The sequence below is a fragment of the Synechococcus sp. MU1617 genome, from assembly GCF_020514235.1.
Classification (GTDB): Bacteria; Cyanobacteriota; Cyanobacteriia; order PCC-6307; family Cyanobiaceae; genus Parasynechococcus.
Genome location: NZ_VTLB01000002.1, coordinates 327968 through 341076, shown reverse-complemented (window position 1 = coordinate 341076; position 13109 = coordinate 327968). Strand labels below are relative to the sequence as shown.

Annotated in this window: 15 protein-coding genes; 7 read left to right on the top strand and 8 right to left on the bottom strand. The window is 61.6% G+C overall.

Annotated elements, in window-relative coordinates; translation table 11 throughout:
• Positions 1-7: 7 nt before the first annotated feature.
• On the bottom strand, positions 8-1567 hold the full coding sequence (locus FZZ90_RS05625) for a SpoIID/LytB domain-containing protein (protein WP_226424754.1): 1560 nt from the start codon (positions 1565-1567) through the stop codon (positions 8-10).
• 57 nt (positions 1568-1624) lie between these two features.
• On the opposite strand from FZZ90_RS05625, the gene rpmI reads away from it, so the two are divergent.
• Genes rpmI through FZZ90_RS05610 form a run of 3 tightly spaced genes read left to right on the top strand, consistent with a single transcriptional unit; the run spans position 1625 to position 2756 of the window.
• Positions 1625-1822 (top strand): 50S ribosomal protein L35, encoded by a 198-nt coding sequence (gene rpmI / locus FZZ90_RS05620; RefSeq protein ID WP_006852081.1) that lies wholly within the window; start codon positions 1625-1627, stop codon positions 1820-1822.
• Between the two features lie 56 nt (positions 1823-1878).
• Positions 1879-2226 carry a 50S ribosomal protein L20 gene (gene rplT, locus FZZ90_RS05615; protein WP_011363098.1) on the top strand — a complete coding sequence of 116 codons (348 nt, stop codon included), beginning with the start codon at positions 1879-1881 and terminating at the stop codon, positions 2224-2226.
• A gap of 11 nt (positions 2227-2237) precedes the next feature.
• Positions 2238-2756 (top strand): tetratricopeptide repeat protein, encoded by a 519-nt coding sequence (locus tag FZZ90_RS05610; RefSeq protein ID WP_226424753.1) that lies wholly within the window; start codon positions 2238-2240, stop codon positions 2754-2756.
• Between the two features lie 38 nt (positions 2757-2794).
• On the opposite strand, the gene FZZ90_RS05605 is transcribed toward FZZ90_RS05610, so the two are convergent.
• The gene (locus FZZ90_RS05605; RefSeq protein ID WP_226424752.1) at positions 2795-3340 is read right to left on the bottom strand and encodes a hypothetical protein; all 546 of its coding nucleotides are present in this window, start codon (positions 3338-3340) and stop codon (positions 2795-2797) included.
• A gap of 51 nt (positions 3341-3391) precedes the next feature.
• Between FZZ90_RS05605 and FZZ90_RS05600 the strand changes: the two genes are divergently transcribed.
• From FZZ90_RS05600 to FZZ90_RS05585, 4 genes are all read left to right on the top strand, one after another.
• On the top strand, positions 3392-4210 hold the full coding sequence (locus FZZ90_RS05600) for a thiazole synthase (protein WP_226424751.1): 819 nt from the start codon (positions 3392-3394) through the stop codon (positions 4208-4210).
• Between the two features lie 92 nt (positions 4211-4302).
• Complete coding sequence (psb34, locus tag FZZ90_RS05595) at positions 4303-4476, top strand: photosystem II assembly protein Psb34 (protein WP_226424750.1); 174 nt, start codon at positions 4303-4305, stop codon at positions 4474-4476.
• 74 nt (positions 4477-4550) lie between these two features.
• The gene (locus FZZ90_RS05590) at positions 4551-5747 is read left to right on the top strand and encodes an NAD-dependent epimerase/dehydratase family protein (protein ID WP_226424749.1); all 1197 of its coding nucleotides are present in this window, start codon (positions 4551-4553) and stop codon (positions 5745-5747) included.
• A gap of 13 nt (positions 5748-5760) precedes the next feature.
• Positions 5761-6906, top strand: coding sequence for a glycosyltransferase family 1 protein (locus FZZ90_RS05585; protein WP_226424748.1), 1146 nt, complete (start codon positions 5761-5763; stop codon positions 6904-6906).
• On the opposite strand, the gene mrdA is transcribed toward FZZ90_RS05585, so the two are convergent.
• From mrdA to cbiD, 6 genes are read right to left on the bottom strand one after another with little or no spacing between them, the layout of a single operon-like run.
• Positions 6903-8690, bottom strand: coding sequence for a penicillin-binding protein 2 (gene mrdA, locus FZZ90_RS05580; protein WP_226424747.1), 1788 nt, complete (start codon positions 8688-8690; stop codon positions 6903-6905). The two genes, FZZ90_RS05585 and mrdA, sit on opposite strands and share 4 nt — an antisense overlap.
• The gene (locus FZZ90_RS05575; RefSeq protein WP_226424746.1) at positions 8687-9070 is read right to left on the bottom strand and encodes a hypothetical protein; all 384 of its coding nucleotides are present in this window, start codon (positions 9068-9070) and stop codon (positions 8687-8689) included. The genes mrdA and FZZ90_RS05575 overlap by 4 nt, the downstream gene beginning before the upstream one ends.
• Positions 9071-9079: 9 nt before the next feature.
• Positions 9080-9691: a hypothetical protein gene (locus FZZ90_RS05570; protein ID WP_226424745.1), complete on the bottom strand. Its 612-nt coding sequence runs from the start codon at positions 9689-9691 to the stop codon at positions 9080-9082.
• Between the two features lie 57 nt (positions 9692-9748).
• A complete protein-coding gene (locus FZZ90_RS05565; RefSeq protein WP_226424744.1) occupies positions 9749-10372 on the bottom strand; it encodes a sulfotransferase in 624 nt (207 codons plus the stop codon).
• On the bottom strand, positions 10372-11958 hold the full coding sequence (guaA, locus tag FZZ90_RS05560) for a glutamine-hydrolyzing GMP synthase (RefSeq protein WP_226424743.1): 1587 nt from the start codon (positions 11956-11958) through the stop codon (positions 10372-10374). Before guaA ends, FZZ90_RS05565 begins: the two co-directional genes overlap by 1 nt.
• A gap of 32 nt (positions 11959-11990) precedes the next feature.
• A complete protein-coding gene (cbiD, locus tag FZZ90_RS05555) occupies positions 11991-13097 on the bottom strand; it encodes a cobalt-precorrin-5B (C(1))-methyltransferase CbiD (protein WP_226424742.1) in 1107 nt (368 codons plus the stop codon).
• Positions 13098-13109 lie beyond the last annotated feature (12 nt).

Below are 13109 nucleotides of genomic sequence, written 5' to 3'. Positions count from 1 at the left end.
AAGGACTTTAAGGGGACTGCATTGGTGTTGAGAGTGGGCCGTAGACAGTCCCTGGGTAGTAATGGCTGAGGATCCGCTCCACCGGCCAGCCACGCCAGGCCAGATCGATGGCTCCAGCCTGCGACAAACCGGCCCCATGGCCGAAGCCACCACCCCGCACCAGCCAGCGTTCAACCCCCTGAGGCTCCAACATGAAAAGAGTGCTTGGCAGTGTGCGAAGGGTGCGCCGGATGGCATCCAACTTGAGGATGACTGGAGCGGCGGCACCGCTGCCTGAAATCTGCAGAGCCAGCACCCGGCCGCTAACGCCCCGCTCCAGAACCTGCAAGCGCAAGGGGGAAACCAGCGGCCCTGCCGCTGCTCCCAGGGCCTGACGCAAATCTGCACTAGAGAGAATTCGGGTCCAGCGGAAGCGGGGATGCTGCTCGCCATAGGCCCCGGAACGATCCGCCAGCAACGCTTGCACCGCCTGGCGCTGCTGCAGGGGCAATTGATGACGGTTACTCCAACCCTCATCCCCATCCGCTCTTGGGCGCAAATAGATGGTGGGCTGCATGGCCCAGGCTTCCGGCCCGGCAGCCATGACCCCGCCATTGGTGGCGTGATACACAGCGCTGATCGGCTGGTTGTTCAGGCTGAGCAATTTGCCCTGCGTGGCTGCAATCGCCTCCCGCACAGCAGCTCCCGCATGGCGAGGGTCGCTATAGACCTGACACTGGGTGTCGCTGCAGAGGTGATAGCCATCGATGCTGAAGCGATGGCTATTGGCCAAAGCCCAAGTGCGCGCCAGAACAGTCTGAGCCTGCAACGCCGCCATCGGTGAACCAGCACCGATCTCATGGGGCACCACCCCCTCGAGGTAGCGCTCCACCGGCACCTGCTCAACAAGGGTCCAACTGCCATAGGCATCCCGTTGCAAACGGAAGGGCCCCTCAAAGCGTCCACCAGCCCAGAGCAACCCATCCGAAGCTTCGATCAAGACAGGACCCTGCAGAGGACGTTCCCCCTCCGACGTCTCCAACACCGGTTCGATGGTGTTGGCAAGGCTGCCTTGCCAATCACGCACGGCTAGACCCTCTGGCACAGGGGAACCTTCCGGCGCCCACACCTCCCATTCCTTGGGATGGGCCACCTCGGCCGCAACCCCCAAATCACGCCAACGGGAGGCAACGCGGTCCGCCGACTCAAAACTGGCGTAGGGGCCTGCGATCCGGCGAGCCAACGTCAGCGGACGGTCCAAAGCAACGCTTCGCCAGCTGATCACGAAACCCGAACCACTTCCGTGCTCCCCGGTGGCGTCGCGAAGGCTGAGCGATCCAGCAAAGGCACGCAGATTCAAGGGAGCGGCGGTTGCCGTAGCACCGAGGTGATCCTCCAAGGCCACCCAGAGCACAGGCTCAAGACCATCAACCGGCGGTGGGTCAGCGACGGAACGGTGCGTCGCCCGTTGAACCGGCTCCACTACAGGGGGCTCAGTCACAGGGGGTTGGAGAACATCACCACGCTCGCGGGCGCGACAGCCCAGACCCATGCAAAGCAGCAATGTGAGCGTCAGGAGCCGAATCATTCAGCGGGGGGCACGTCGGGACGTATTGTTGTCGTTTGTGTCCGAACGAGCAGACCAATGCCCAAGCTGAAGACCCGCAAAGCTGCCGCGAAGCGGTTCAAAGCAACCGGCACCGGCAAATTTCTGCGTCGTCGCGCATTCCGGAACCACCTGCTGGACCACAAAACCCCCAAGCAGAAGCGTCATCTGGCCACCAAGGCCGTGGTGGACCGCACCGATGAGGAGCGCGTGACCCTGATGATGCCCTACGCCTGAGCACAGCTGCTCAGACGAGACCGTTCAACAAGACCTGATCTAACCCTTCCAACCTCATGGCCCGCGTCAAGAGAGGCAACGTCGCCCGTAAACGCCGTAACAAGATCCTGCGGCTGGCCCGTGGCTTCCGTGGTGGCAACGGAACCCTGTTCCGTACAGCAAACCAGCGGGTGATGAAAGCCCTCTGCAATGCCTACCGCGATCGTCGTCGTCGCAAGCGCGATTTCCGTCGCCTTTGGATTGCACGCATCAACGCCGCTGCTCGCCTGAATGGTGTGAGCTACAGCCGTCTGATGGGCGGCCTTAAAAAGGCAGATGTGCGCCTGAATCGCAAGATGCTGGCTCAACTGGCGGTCGTTGACCCCGGCAGCTTCACCAACGTCGTGGCTGCAGCCAAGAGCTGAATTTTCAAACCGTGAACCTGCTGCCCCAGACCTACCTGCTGGGCCTGGTCGGCCTGCTTGCCATCGTTGCGGTGGTGGTTGGCCGACAATTTTTTCGTGTGCGCCGTGATGAAGCACGGCTGATTGAACTCGAGAAATCCGAAAAGGCCTCTTCGCGACAGGCATCTGATCTCTACGAGCTCGGATCAGTTCAACTGCGCAAGCGGCTGTATCCGCAGGCAGCTGCCACCTTGAAGCAGGCACTGAAACGCTTGAGTGGTGAACCTGATGAAGCCCGTGCGCTAATCGAAAATGCGCTCGGCTTTGCCCTGGCCGCACAGAAGGATTACTCCGGTGCCATAAAGCATTACAAGCTGGCTCTGAAGGCAAAAGCGGATTACCCCGTCGCCCTCAATAACCTGGCTTTTGCCCAGGAAAAGCTGCTGAAGGACTCTGAAGCGATCTCCCTCTACGAGCAGACACTTCAACTAGAACCCGACAACGCCACAGCGAAAAAAGGCCTGAAGAAACTCAAACGTCGGAACAGCTGAGTTCTTTTAAAAACATTTGGTGCCTCAAAAAGATATGGTCACCAGAGAGGCTGAACAGGAGGCTCCTCTTGACAGCCGCTGGTCAGGGCCAGACGTCCGCCCACTCCAGTGCTGGGGTTGGCCACGTTGACCAGACGAGGCGCCTGCCAGCTGGTGGGACTGAACATTTGCAGTCCGAGGAAGACGCCGCCCGGCTCAAGACCCGCAATCAAAGGATCCGCCAAGGGGAGGAGATCAAGCTGATCCGACTTGGCATGGAGATTGCCTTGAACCGGTGTGATGACGGAGCCAAGGGTCATGGTCCCCCGGAGATCCACCATCTGGCCCATGGCCGTCATCTGAGTGATGTCCAACGTGACATCAACGGTGGGATTGCCATCAAAGGGCTCAAACGTGCCGCACCATTGGCGGGGCAGAGATGCCGCCAGTTCAGCAGCGCGTGCAACCGGGTCGAAGCTCTCCACTTCGATTTCATCGAGCTCCAGAGGAACCGCCAACTGAATCGGATCCAGGGGCAACTGGGGATTGGTCTGAAACGGCACCTGGCTGCCAGCCGGGAGATCCATGGCAAGCAGGAACGGCATGGATGACGATGGATGATGAAGGAACGGTAGGCCCTTTTGCTCAGACGCGTCATGGATTCGCCCTCCCCCTACTCCGACCCCCTAACCATTGGCGGGCGCCAGTTCAACAGCCGCCTGTTCACCGGAACAGGCAAATATCCATCCATGGAATCGATGCAGCAGAGCATCGAGCGATCCGGCTGCGACATGGTCACCGTGGCTGTGCGCCGGGTGCAGACCGTTGCGGCAGGCCATGAGGGCCTGATGGAAGCGATTGATTGGCAGCGAATCTGGATGCTGCCCAACACGGCGGGATGCACCAATGCCGAAGAAGCGGTGCGCGTCGCCAGGCTTGGACGGGAGCTCGCCAAGCTGGCGGGGCAGGAGGACAACACCTTCGTAAAGCTGGAGGTGATTCCTGACTCCCGACATCTTCTGCCCGATCCGATTGGCACCTTGAACGCGGCAGAACAACTGGTGAGAGAAGGGTTCACGGTGCTGCCTTACATCAATGCAGATCCCCTGCTGGCCAAACGGCTGGAAGAAGTCGGGTGCGCCACGGTGATGCCTTTGGGCTCTCCGATCGGCTCGGGCCAGGGGCTCAACAATGCCGCCAACATCGGTTTGATCATCGAAAACGCCGAGGTGCCGGTGGTGGTGGATGCCGGCATTGGTGTTCCGAGCGAGGCGGCACAAGCCCTCGAAATGGGCGCCGATGCCGTCCTGGTCAACAGCGCCATCGCCATGGCTGGCGACCCCGCAGCCATGGCCGAGGCCATGGGCCAGGCGGTGATGGCCGGACGGACCGCTCACCTCTCTGGGCGCTTGCCGCGAAAGGATCAGGCCTCTGCCAGCTCACCGACCACGGGCCTAGTGCAGTCACCCCGATGAAGTGAAGAGAGATGAAGTGAGGTGAAGCCTGCTTCACAAAGGCAGGCAATAAGCATTTGGACTCATAAGGTCCGACCAGTCGCATTGGACCCATGTCGGTCACCACGGAAGACGGCGGTCGTCTCAACGCCTTCGCCAAGGAGCCACGAATGGAGGTAATGGACATCGCCTCCAGCCAAAGCCGCAACCGGAGCTCAATGATGATGCTGGTGACCGGTGGATTGCTGGTGGCCGCCATGGTGGCGGTGACCGTCGCCATCAGCTGAGACAGTTCACACTGAAAATCCCTGTAGTAGCTTGCCCGGAGTGAGCATCACGCTCGTTCCAGTAGGAGTTTGGGGTGAAAGTTCTCGTTCTCGGCGGTGACGGCTTCTGTGGCTGGCCCTGTGCGGTGAACCTGGCGGATCAGGGCCACGATGTTCTGATCGTGGATAACCTCAGCCGTCGCAAGATCGATATCGACCTTGAAGTTGAGTCGCTGACTCCGATCGTGAGCATCGGCGAGCGCCTCAAGGCCTGGGAGGAGACCGGCGGGAAGCCGATGCGGTTTGTCCACATGGACATCGCCCATGAGTACCAAAGGTTGCTGGATCTGCTGCTGGAGGAACGCCCGGATTCGGTGGTCCACTTCGCGGAACAGCGGGCCGCGCCCTATTCGATGAAGAGCAGCGCCACCAAGCGCTACACCGTCGACAACAACGTCAACGGCACCCACAATCTGCTGGCCGCCATCGTTGAAAGCAGTCAGGACATCCACGTGGTGCATCTCGGCACCATGGGCGTCTACGGCTATGGCTCCCACCGCGGCGCCACCATCCCCGAGGGTTACCTGAAGGTGGAAGTGCCCCAGCCCGACGGCAGCCGCTTCGAGGAGGAAATCCTCCACCCGGCAAGCCCCGGCAGTGTCTATCACATGACGAAGACACTCGATCAGCTGCTCTTCCTTTACTACAACAAGAACGACAAGGTCCGCATCACCGACCTGCACCAGGGCATCGTCTGGGGAACCAACACCGATGCCACCGACCGTGACCCGCGGCTCACCAATCGCTTCGATTACGACGGCGATTACGGCACAGTGCTGAATCGCTTCCTGATGCAGGCTGCGATCGGCTACCCGCTCACCGTGCATGGCACCGGTGGCCAGACCCGCGCCTTCATCCACATCCGCGATTCCGTGCGCTGCGTCCAGCTGGCGCTGGAGAACCCTCCGGAACAAGGGGAGCGGGTGAAGATCTTCAACCAGATGACCGAAAGCCATCAAGTGGGCGAACTGGCCAAGAAGGTGGCCGCTATCACCGGCGCTCAGGTCAACAACTTGCCCAACCCCCGTAACGAGGCCGTTGAGAACGATCTGATCGTGGACAACCGCTGCTTCATCGAACTGGGCCTCAACCCCACCACACTCGATGACGGCCTGCTGAAGGAGGTGGTGGAGATTGCCACCCGCTATGCCGACCGTTGCGACCGCAACCGCATCCTCTGCACCTCCGCCTGGACCAAAACCCAGGCCCAGGCCATCGGCAACGCATCCTGATCGGACTTCATCCTTGAAAGTCGCCTTCTTCACCGAAACCTTCCTGCCGAAGGTCGATGGCATCGTCACCCGTCTGACCAAGACGGTGAAGCATCTGGTGGACGCCGGCGATGAGGTGGTGGTCTTCTGTCCTGAAGGCTGTCCGGATGAGTACATGGGTGCACGCCTGATCGGCGTGCCAGCGATGCCACTGCCGCTCTATCCCGAGCTCAAACTGGCCTTGCCGCGCCCAGCGGTGTCGGAGGCGATCGATGCGTTTCAGCCGGATCTAATCCACGTGGTGAACCCGGCGGTGCTGGGTCTCGGCGGCATCTGGCTCGCGAAGAACAAGGGCATTCCTCTGGTCGCCAGCTATCACACCCATCTGCCCAAATACCTCGAGCATTACGGCTTGGGAATGCTGGAGCCGCTCCTGTGGGAAATGCTCAAGGCCGCCCACAACCAGGCCCTGCTGAATCTGTGCACCTCCACTGCCATGGTGAAGGAGCTCAGCGACAAGGGCATTCAGCACACCGATCTGTGGCAGCGGGGCGTCGACACGGAGTTGTTCCGTCCCGAACTGCGCAGCGCGGAACTTCGCCAGAGGCTTCTCGGGGGGTATGACGACCGCGGTGCCCTGCTGCTCTACGTCGGTCGCCTTTCCGCAGAGAAGCAGATCGAACGGATCCGCCCCGTTCTGGAGGCCCTACCCGATGCACGGCTGGCCCTTGTGGGGGATGGTCCCCACCGCCAACAACTGGAGAAGCACTTCGAAGGAACCGCCACCACCTTCGTCGGTTATCTCGCCGGGGAAGACTTGGCAGGGGCCTACGCCAGCGGCGATGCCTTCCTCTTCCCCTCCAGCACAGAAACGCTGGGGCTGGTGCTCTTGGAAGCCATGGCGGCAGGTTGTCCCGTGGTCGGTGCCAACCGTGGCGGCATTCCAGACATCATCAGCGACGGCGTTAACGGCTGCCTTTATGAACCCGATGGCGCGGATGGCGGCGCTGCAAGCCTGATCGAGGCCACCCGCCGTTTGCTGGGGAACGACCTGGAACGACAAGCTCTGCGCACTGCAGCCCGTGCCGAAGCCGAGCGCTGGGGCTGGGCGGGTGCCACCGAACAACTGCGGACCTACTACCGCACGGTGCTGTCAACGCCTCAACTCACGGCCGCCTAGCGCTGCCGGGTCCTCTCCCACTCCGCCAGAACCTTCTTCGCCATCGGCAGAGCATGCACCGATCCACCTCCAGGGGTGTTTTGGGCAAAGGCCACCACCACGATCTTGCCGTCCGGATAGGGGGCATAACAACCGAACCAGGCGTGATCCGGACCTCCCGTGCTGTCCTCTGCCGTTCCCGTTTTGCCAGCTGCCGGAGGAATACCAGGCCCATTGAGGCCAGCACCAGTGCCGGCCTCCACCACTTTGCGCAGGCCCTCCCGGATCGTCTGCAACGTTGATGGCTTCATCGCCACCTTGGTGCGGTGCTCGGGGCTCAGCCAGTCGATGTCACCGGCGGCGAGATGCGGCGTCACCAACCAACCGTCATTGGCGAACACCGCATAGGCGCGAGCCAGCTGCAGGGGGGTGATCTGCACCACGGACTGCCCGATGGAGGCACTGGCCATGTCCTCTGGAATCCAGGGGCTGGTACCGGGATCGGTCCAGCCGCGGCCACGGGCGGCCCAATCTTCATCCCCCACCAGCCCGACGCTCTCTTCCCAGCCGATCTCAATGCCGGTTTTCTGCTGAAAGCCCAACTGATCAGCGGCCTGTTTCAGCGCTTTGGAGCCGACTCCCACTCCCACTTGGTAGAAAAAGGTGTTGCTGGAAAAGCGCAGGGCATCGGCATAGCCGATGTGACCGAAACCAGCCCCGTTGTGATCCGGGAAGCAGTGGCCGCCATAGGTGATGCAGGCCTTGGTGTGCAGCTTGGTGTTGGGCGGAAATTTTCCGGACTCCATGCCGGCCATCGCCGTCACCGGCTTCCAGGTGCTCCCGGGGTCATAGGGATTCATGGCCCGGGACAGCAACGGTTTCTTCGGATTGGAGAAGAGGGCGTCGTACTCCTTCTGGGTGATGATCAGCTTGGAGAAGAAATTCGGATCAAAGCTGGGACGGCTGGCCAAAGCCAACACGGCACCCGTGGCCGCCTCCAACGCCACAACAGCGCCACCGGGCTTGTCCGCCAGCGCCTGCTCCGCCACCCGCTGCAAATCCAGATCGAGGGTGAGCACCAGATCCTTTCCTGCTTGGGAAGGTCGATCGCCCAGGTTGCGCTGCACTTCGCCCATGGCATTCACCTCGAGCATCTGGCCGCCCCATTTGCCGCGCAGATGGCGCTCATAGGCGGCTTCCACACCCGTGCGACCAATCCGGTCGCGGATCTTGTAGCCCTTCTCCGACAGGATTTCGTATTCGTTTTCCGTGATGGGCTGGGTGTAACCCAGGGCGTGGGCCGCCAAGGTTCCATTGGGATAGAAGCGCAGGATGTCGACATCCACCTGGGCGCCCCGCAACCCAAGAGCCTGTTCACGGAAACGCAGCACCTGTTCGGGCTTGAGATCCAGGGCCAACGTGGTGCGGTAACCATCCCGATCCAGGCCCTTCTGCCGGCGCTGGTCGAGCAGATCAGGCTTCAAATTCAGCAGCCGTGCCAGGCGATCCCGCAGATCAGGCCAGTCGTCATCGCTGACCAGACGCGGCTCGAGATACAGGGAGTAGGTGAGCTTGCTGGTGGCCAGCACCCGGCCTTTGCGATCGAGCAACCGACCGCGGATCGGCGAGCGGGGCACCAGACGGATGCGGTTTTCGTCCGCTAGTTCGCGAAAGCGCGACCCCTCCAGCAGCTGCATCCAGACCAGGCGGCTGACCATGGCACTGCAAAACATCAGCACCAACAGCAGCAGAACAAGGGGTTGCTGACGCAGACCGGTCTGACGCTGCTGGGCGGAACGGGTCATTCCTGTTGCTGCGCTGGCAAACGGCGGCGCAACTCCTCAAGGCGCTCTTCAATCCGCCGCAGGGTTGGCAGCAGGTCGTCGGGGCCGTCCTGTTCAACCGTTGCCGGTTCGTCAACAGAGATCGAAACCGGCATCACCGGATTGCCCAGTCCCGGGCTCACGGTGTCCAGCTGTTCTCGCACATCGCGCGCCACGGGCTCACCCTCCTGACGCAAATCTGCGATGGGGTCCTCCGACCCCGCCGTGAACACCTCTACCACTTTTCCGGGACCCCCCTGCCGGGCCCTCTCAAGTACGGCCAGCCCAACAGGAAGCACGTCCTGCATCAGCGACAGACGCAACTGGTCGAGCGGGTTGTCGGAGGTGGAATCAGCGGCCATGGGGCCAGATCAACGAACCCCAGTCTGTCCCGAAGGAAGCGCCAATGTCGGACAAGCTGAGCGGTCCGCAGCCAGGGACCAGCCCATCACCCCACTGAGCACCATCAACATCGCCACAGGCACCAAGGCTTTCTGGGTGGTGTCCAGCAGAATCCACTCTCGCCAGGCACGCCAGAAGCGGCTGCGCTCAAAGCGCCGATTCTCACGGGTTTCATCGCGCTGACGCCGCCGGATCGCCTTGTCCACCCAACGCTCGAAGGCCCGTTTCTTAGTGATCGTCATCTTGCGTTCCACCTCGAGCATCTGCCCGGAACCCAGCTCGGGATGAAAGGTGCTGATCAGCTCAAGGCTCTTGAGGAACATCTCCACAGCACCATCGTGGACTGCGGTGGCGTGATCATCCAGCTGACCCCAGTCGAGTTCGGGGTAAAACCGGCTGCGATTGGCGGTGATCTGATCCTCCGTCAGCTGTCCGGGCTCCCGCAGCCAGCGATCGGTGTTGCTGTCAAACCGCCGCCAATAGAGGAAGGGGTTCAGATAGATCGTGCGGCCACCCAGCTGAATGCTGTCCTGCTGCAACCGGCGCTGCAGCTGAACTTCCTGCTGTTGTGTCGCCGTCATATCCCAAAGGCCGGTGGCCCAAGGTATCGGTGATGCAGGGTCGTCGCCAGCCGTGAATCAGCTTGCGGCCTGCGCAGATCGCGCGCCGGCATGGGGCAACACCTTGCCGCGGATCCGGTAACCCCGACGCCTGAGAAAACGGCAAAGAGCGGCCTGCTCAGACGGCACGCTGATGTTGAACGCAAAGAAATTGCTGCGTCCTGCGAAATAGCGCTTCAGATCGAGGTCATGGCGCTGCCAGGCCTCCTCCCAGTGCTGACGCAGGTCCTCCAGCGTCAATGAGGGATCGTCATAGGCCCGACGCATCCGATCCAAGTAGGCACGGGCGTACTTGCCCTTGCGATGATTCATGCGTGAGTCGACCCAGCGGCTCACGTCGCGCGTGTTGTAGATGAAGCAGGAGCCTGGATACTGCAGATCCAACAGAGGGAAGAGGCGGTAGGCATAGAACTCGCCGCAGAGTTCCATGTCCGTGTAGCCGCAATAGCCATCCACACCATCCAGCAGCGGCTTGGAAAAGGTGAAGTTGGCCTGAATCCGGCGGGCCAGGCGACCTTTGTCGTAGTGGATCGAGCTGTAGCCGTTCTTCCGCAACAGCTTGTGGAACGACCGGGTGCCGCACTTGTTGTGACCGATCAAAAAGATGCGGCCCGGTTTGGGCCGCAACCAATCCCACGCCATCACTCCCACTCGATCGTGCCGGGGGGCTTGCTGGTGATGTCGAGCACCACCCGATTCACCCCCTTCACCTCATTCACGATCCGATTGGAGATGGTCTCCATCAGGTCGTAGGGAAGGCGAGACCAATCGGCGGTCATGCCGTCCTCACTAGACACGCATCGCAGCACGATCGGCCAGGCATAGGTGCGTTTGTCCCCCATCACACCGACGGAACGCACCGGCAGCAGCACAGCAAAAGCCTGCCAGATGTCGTGATACAGCCCTGCTTCCTTGATTTCCTGGCGAACAATCAAGTCAGCATCACGCAGGCAATCCAGCTTCTCGTCGGTGACTTCACCCAAGATGCGGATGGCCAGACCAGGACCCGGGAAAGGATGGCGGCGCACGATCTCCTCGGGCAGGCCGAGGCTGCGACCCACCTTGCGCACTTCATCCTTAAACAGCTTGCGCAGGGGCTCCACAAGCTTGAACTGAAGATCCTTGGGAAGACCACCCACGTTGTGGTGGCTCTTGATCTTCACAGCAACCCGTTCGCCCGTCTTAGGGTCAACGTTGGTGCCAGCGCTTTCGATCACATCGGGGTAAAGCGTGCCCTGGGCCAGGTAATCGAAAGGTCCGAGCCGCTTGCTCTCCTCTTCGAAGACCCGGATGAACTCGGTGCCGATGATCTTGCGCTTCTCTTCCGGATCGGTGATGCCGTTCAGCTTGCCGATGAACCTCTGGCGAGCATTGATGTACTCCACATGGATGTTGAACTTCCGATCGAAGAAGTCCATGAGGAACTCGGGCTCACCCTTCCGCATGAAGCCCTGGTCGATGAACATGCAGGTGAGCTGATCACCGATCGCCTTCTTGAGCAGGAAGGCGAGGGTGGAGGAGTCAACTCCTCCGGATAGAGCCAACAGGACACGTTTGTCGCCCACCTGCTCCCGAACCAGGCCTACGGCCTCATCGATGAACGCCGCGGTGGTCCAATCGGGATCACAGCCGCAAACGTGATAAACGAAATTGCGGATCAAAGCCATGCCGCAGGTGGAATGCACCACCTCGGGGTGGAATTGCACGCCGTAGAGCTTGCGCTGAAGGTGCGCCACCGCCGCCTCCGGTGTGTTGGCGGTGTGGGCCAAACGCACAAACCCCTCCGGCAGCGCTTTCACCGAGTCGCCATGGCTCATCCACATCGTCGAACCGTTGTCGACATTGGTGAGCAGATCCGTCGGGTCATCCACTTCGAGAGGCGCCTTGCCGTATTCGGCCTTACCCGTGGCGGCCTCAACAACTCCACCGAGCTGTTGCACCATCAGCTGCATCCCGTAGCAAACCCCCAGCACGGGAATGCCCAGATCCCAGATGCCGGGATCGCACAAGGGCGCATGTTCGGCATACACGGAACTGGGGCCACCGCTGAGGATGATTCCCTTCGGAGCCATGCGTCGCAGCTCCTCCGCCGAAGTGCTGTAGCCGAGCACCACCGAAAACACCTCGGTCTCGCGCACGCGCCGAGCAATCAGCTCCGAATACTGGGAGCCGAAATCAAGAATGACGATGGCCGGCTGACGCTGAGTGTCGGACGAGGGCTGGGACATCGATCCTGGGAGGTATCGCTCGCTGACGAGCGTCAATCCCTCAATGTAAAGAAGCGCTTCTCCCCTTCCGGTCCCCACCAACGCAGGGTGCGGCTGCGGTCGAACAGGGCAGCACCAATCCACATCGACCACGCGCCGTAGCGGGCCACATAGGACTGGCTGCGCTGCTCCACCATCGCGGCCAGATGCTGACCGATGGCCCTGGCTTGATCGGCATCCAGTTCCTGAAAGGCCTCCTCAACGGAGGCGGCGCCGCGCAGTTGCAGCATCTGAGCCGCCGACAAGCCGGCATCCAGTCCCAGGGCCACCAACACCTCCAGACGGCCATCAGCCAAATGGTGATGGGTGTGAAAAATGCCGCCGGCCAGCTTGATCAATTTGCCGTGGTAGCCCAGCAACAGCAGATCACGAACACCAGCCTCCGCCGCGGCCACTAACACCGGCCCCACCCAGTTCCCCACCTTCAGCACGGGGCCGAGACCCTGCTGGCGGGCCAGAGCCAAGCCGTTCTCGCCAATCACCAGTACGAGGCGTCCCTGAAACGCCGGATCCGCAGCGAGCGCCCTCAGGTCTGCCAACACCTGTTGCAATTGATCCGGTGCAGCGCTGCGCTGCACCTCGGCCTGGGTGCCGATCAAGGCCAAACCATCCACAACGCCGAAGGCAGCGTTGCTGGTGCGTTCGGCCAGGGTGCGGCCCCGCGGAAGAATCGGCTGCACCAGCAAGCCCCGACCGAGCGGCAAGAGAGGCAGCAGATTCCGCTCCAACAGCTCACGGGCAAAACCGGAAAGGCAAACGTCGCCCTCAGGCCCAAAACGGCCCACCCCTTCTCCAGCCTGCAGCTCGAGCACCGGCTGTGATGCAGGGATCCAGGCCACCCGAACCCAGACCTCAAGATCCCGCGTCAGATCAAGGCCTTGCCCTGGATCACAACGGCTGATCCCCAGGGCCTGACCATCCGCCAAGGGTGCTGCCGAACAAACCGGCACCTGCAACGACGGTTGGTCCGACCCGTGATCTAACTGCTGCTCAGCGTTGAACGGCTCGCCAAGCAACACCTCCAGGGCCGCCTTGGCCGCCGCCGCCACCCACACCGGCAGGGTCAATCCAGAGCTGGAGGGGGCGATGGAACCGGACAAGCTGTTTTCTAG

Bases quoted from the DNA above. Each gene is read 5' to 3' on its own strand.
- rplT (WP_011363098.1), top strand. From the start codon at position 1,879: ATGGCCCGCGTCAAGAGAGGCAACGTCGCCCGTAAACGCCGTAACAAG.
- FZZ90_RS05605 (WP_226424752.1), bottom strand. From the start codon at position 3,340: ATGCCGTTCCTGCTTGCCATGGATCTCCCGGCTGGCAGCCAGGTGCCG.
- rpmI (WP_006852081.1), top strand. From the start codon at position 1,625: ATGCCCAAGCTGAAGACCCGCAAAGCTGCCGCGAAGCGGTTCAAAGCA.
- FZZ90_RS05625 (WP_226424754.1), bottom strand. From the start codon at position 1,567: ATGATTCGGCTCCTGACGCTCACATTGCTGCTTTGCATGGGTCTGGGC.
- FZZ90_RS05575 (WP_226424746.1), bottom strand. From the start codon at position 9,070: ATGGCCGCTGATTCCACCTCCGACAACCCGCTCGACCAGTTGCGTCTG.
- FZZ90_RS05570 (WP_226424745.1), bottom strand. From the start codon at position 9,691: ATGACGGCGACACAACAGCAGGAAGTTCAGCTGCAGCGCCGGTTGCAG.
- guaA (WP_226424743.1), bottom strand. From the start codon at position 11,958: ATGTCCCAGCCCTCGTCCGACACTCAGCGTCAGCCGGCCATCGTCATT.
- mrdA (WP_226424747.1), bottom strand. From the start codon at position 8,690: ATGACCCGTTCCGCCCAGCAGCGTCAGACCGGTCTGCGTCAGCAACCC.
- psb34 (WP_226424750.1), top strand. From the start codon at position 4,303: ATGTCGGTCACCACGGAAGACGGCGGTCGTCTCAACGCCTTCGCCAAG.
- FZZ90_RS05565 (WP_226424744.1), bottom strand. From the start codon at position 10,372: ATGGCGTGGGATTGGTTGCGGCCCAAACCGGGCCGCATCTTTTTGATC.
- FZZ90_RS05600 (WP_226424751.1), top strand. From the start codon at position 3,392: ATGGATTCGCCCTCCCCCTACTCCGACCCCCTAACCATTGGCGGGCGC.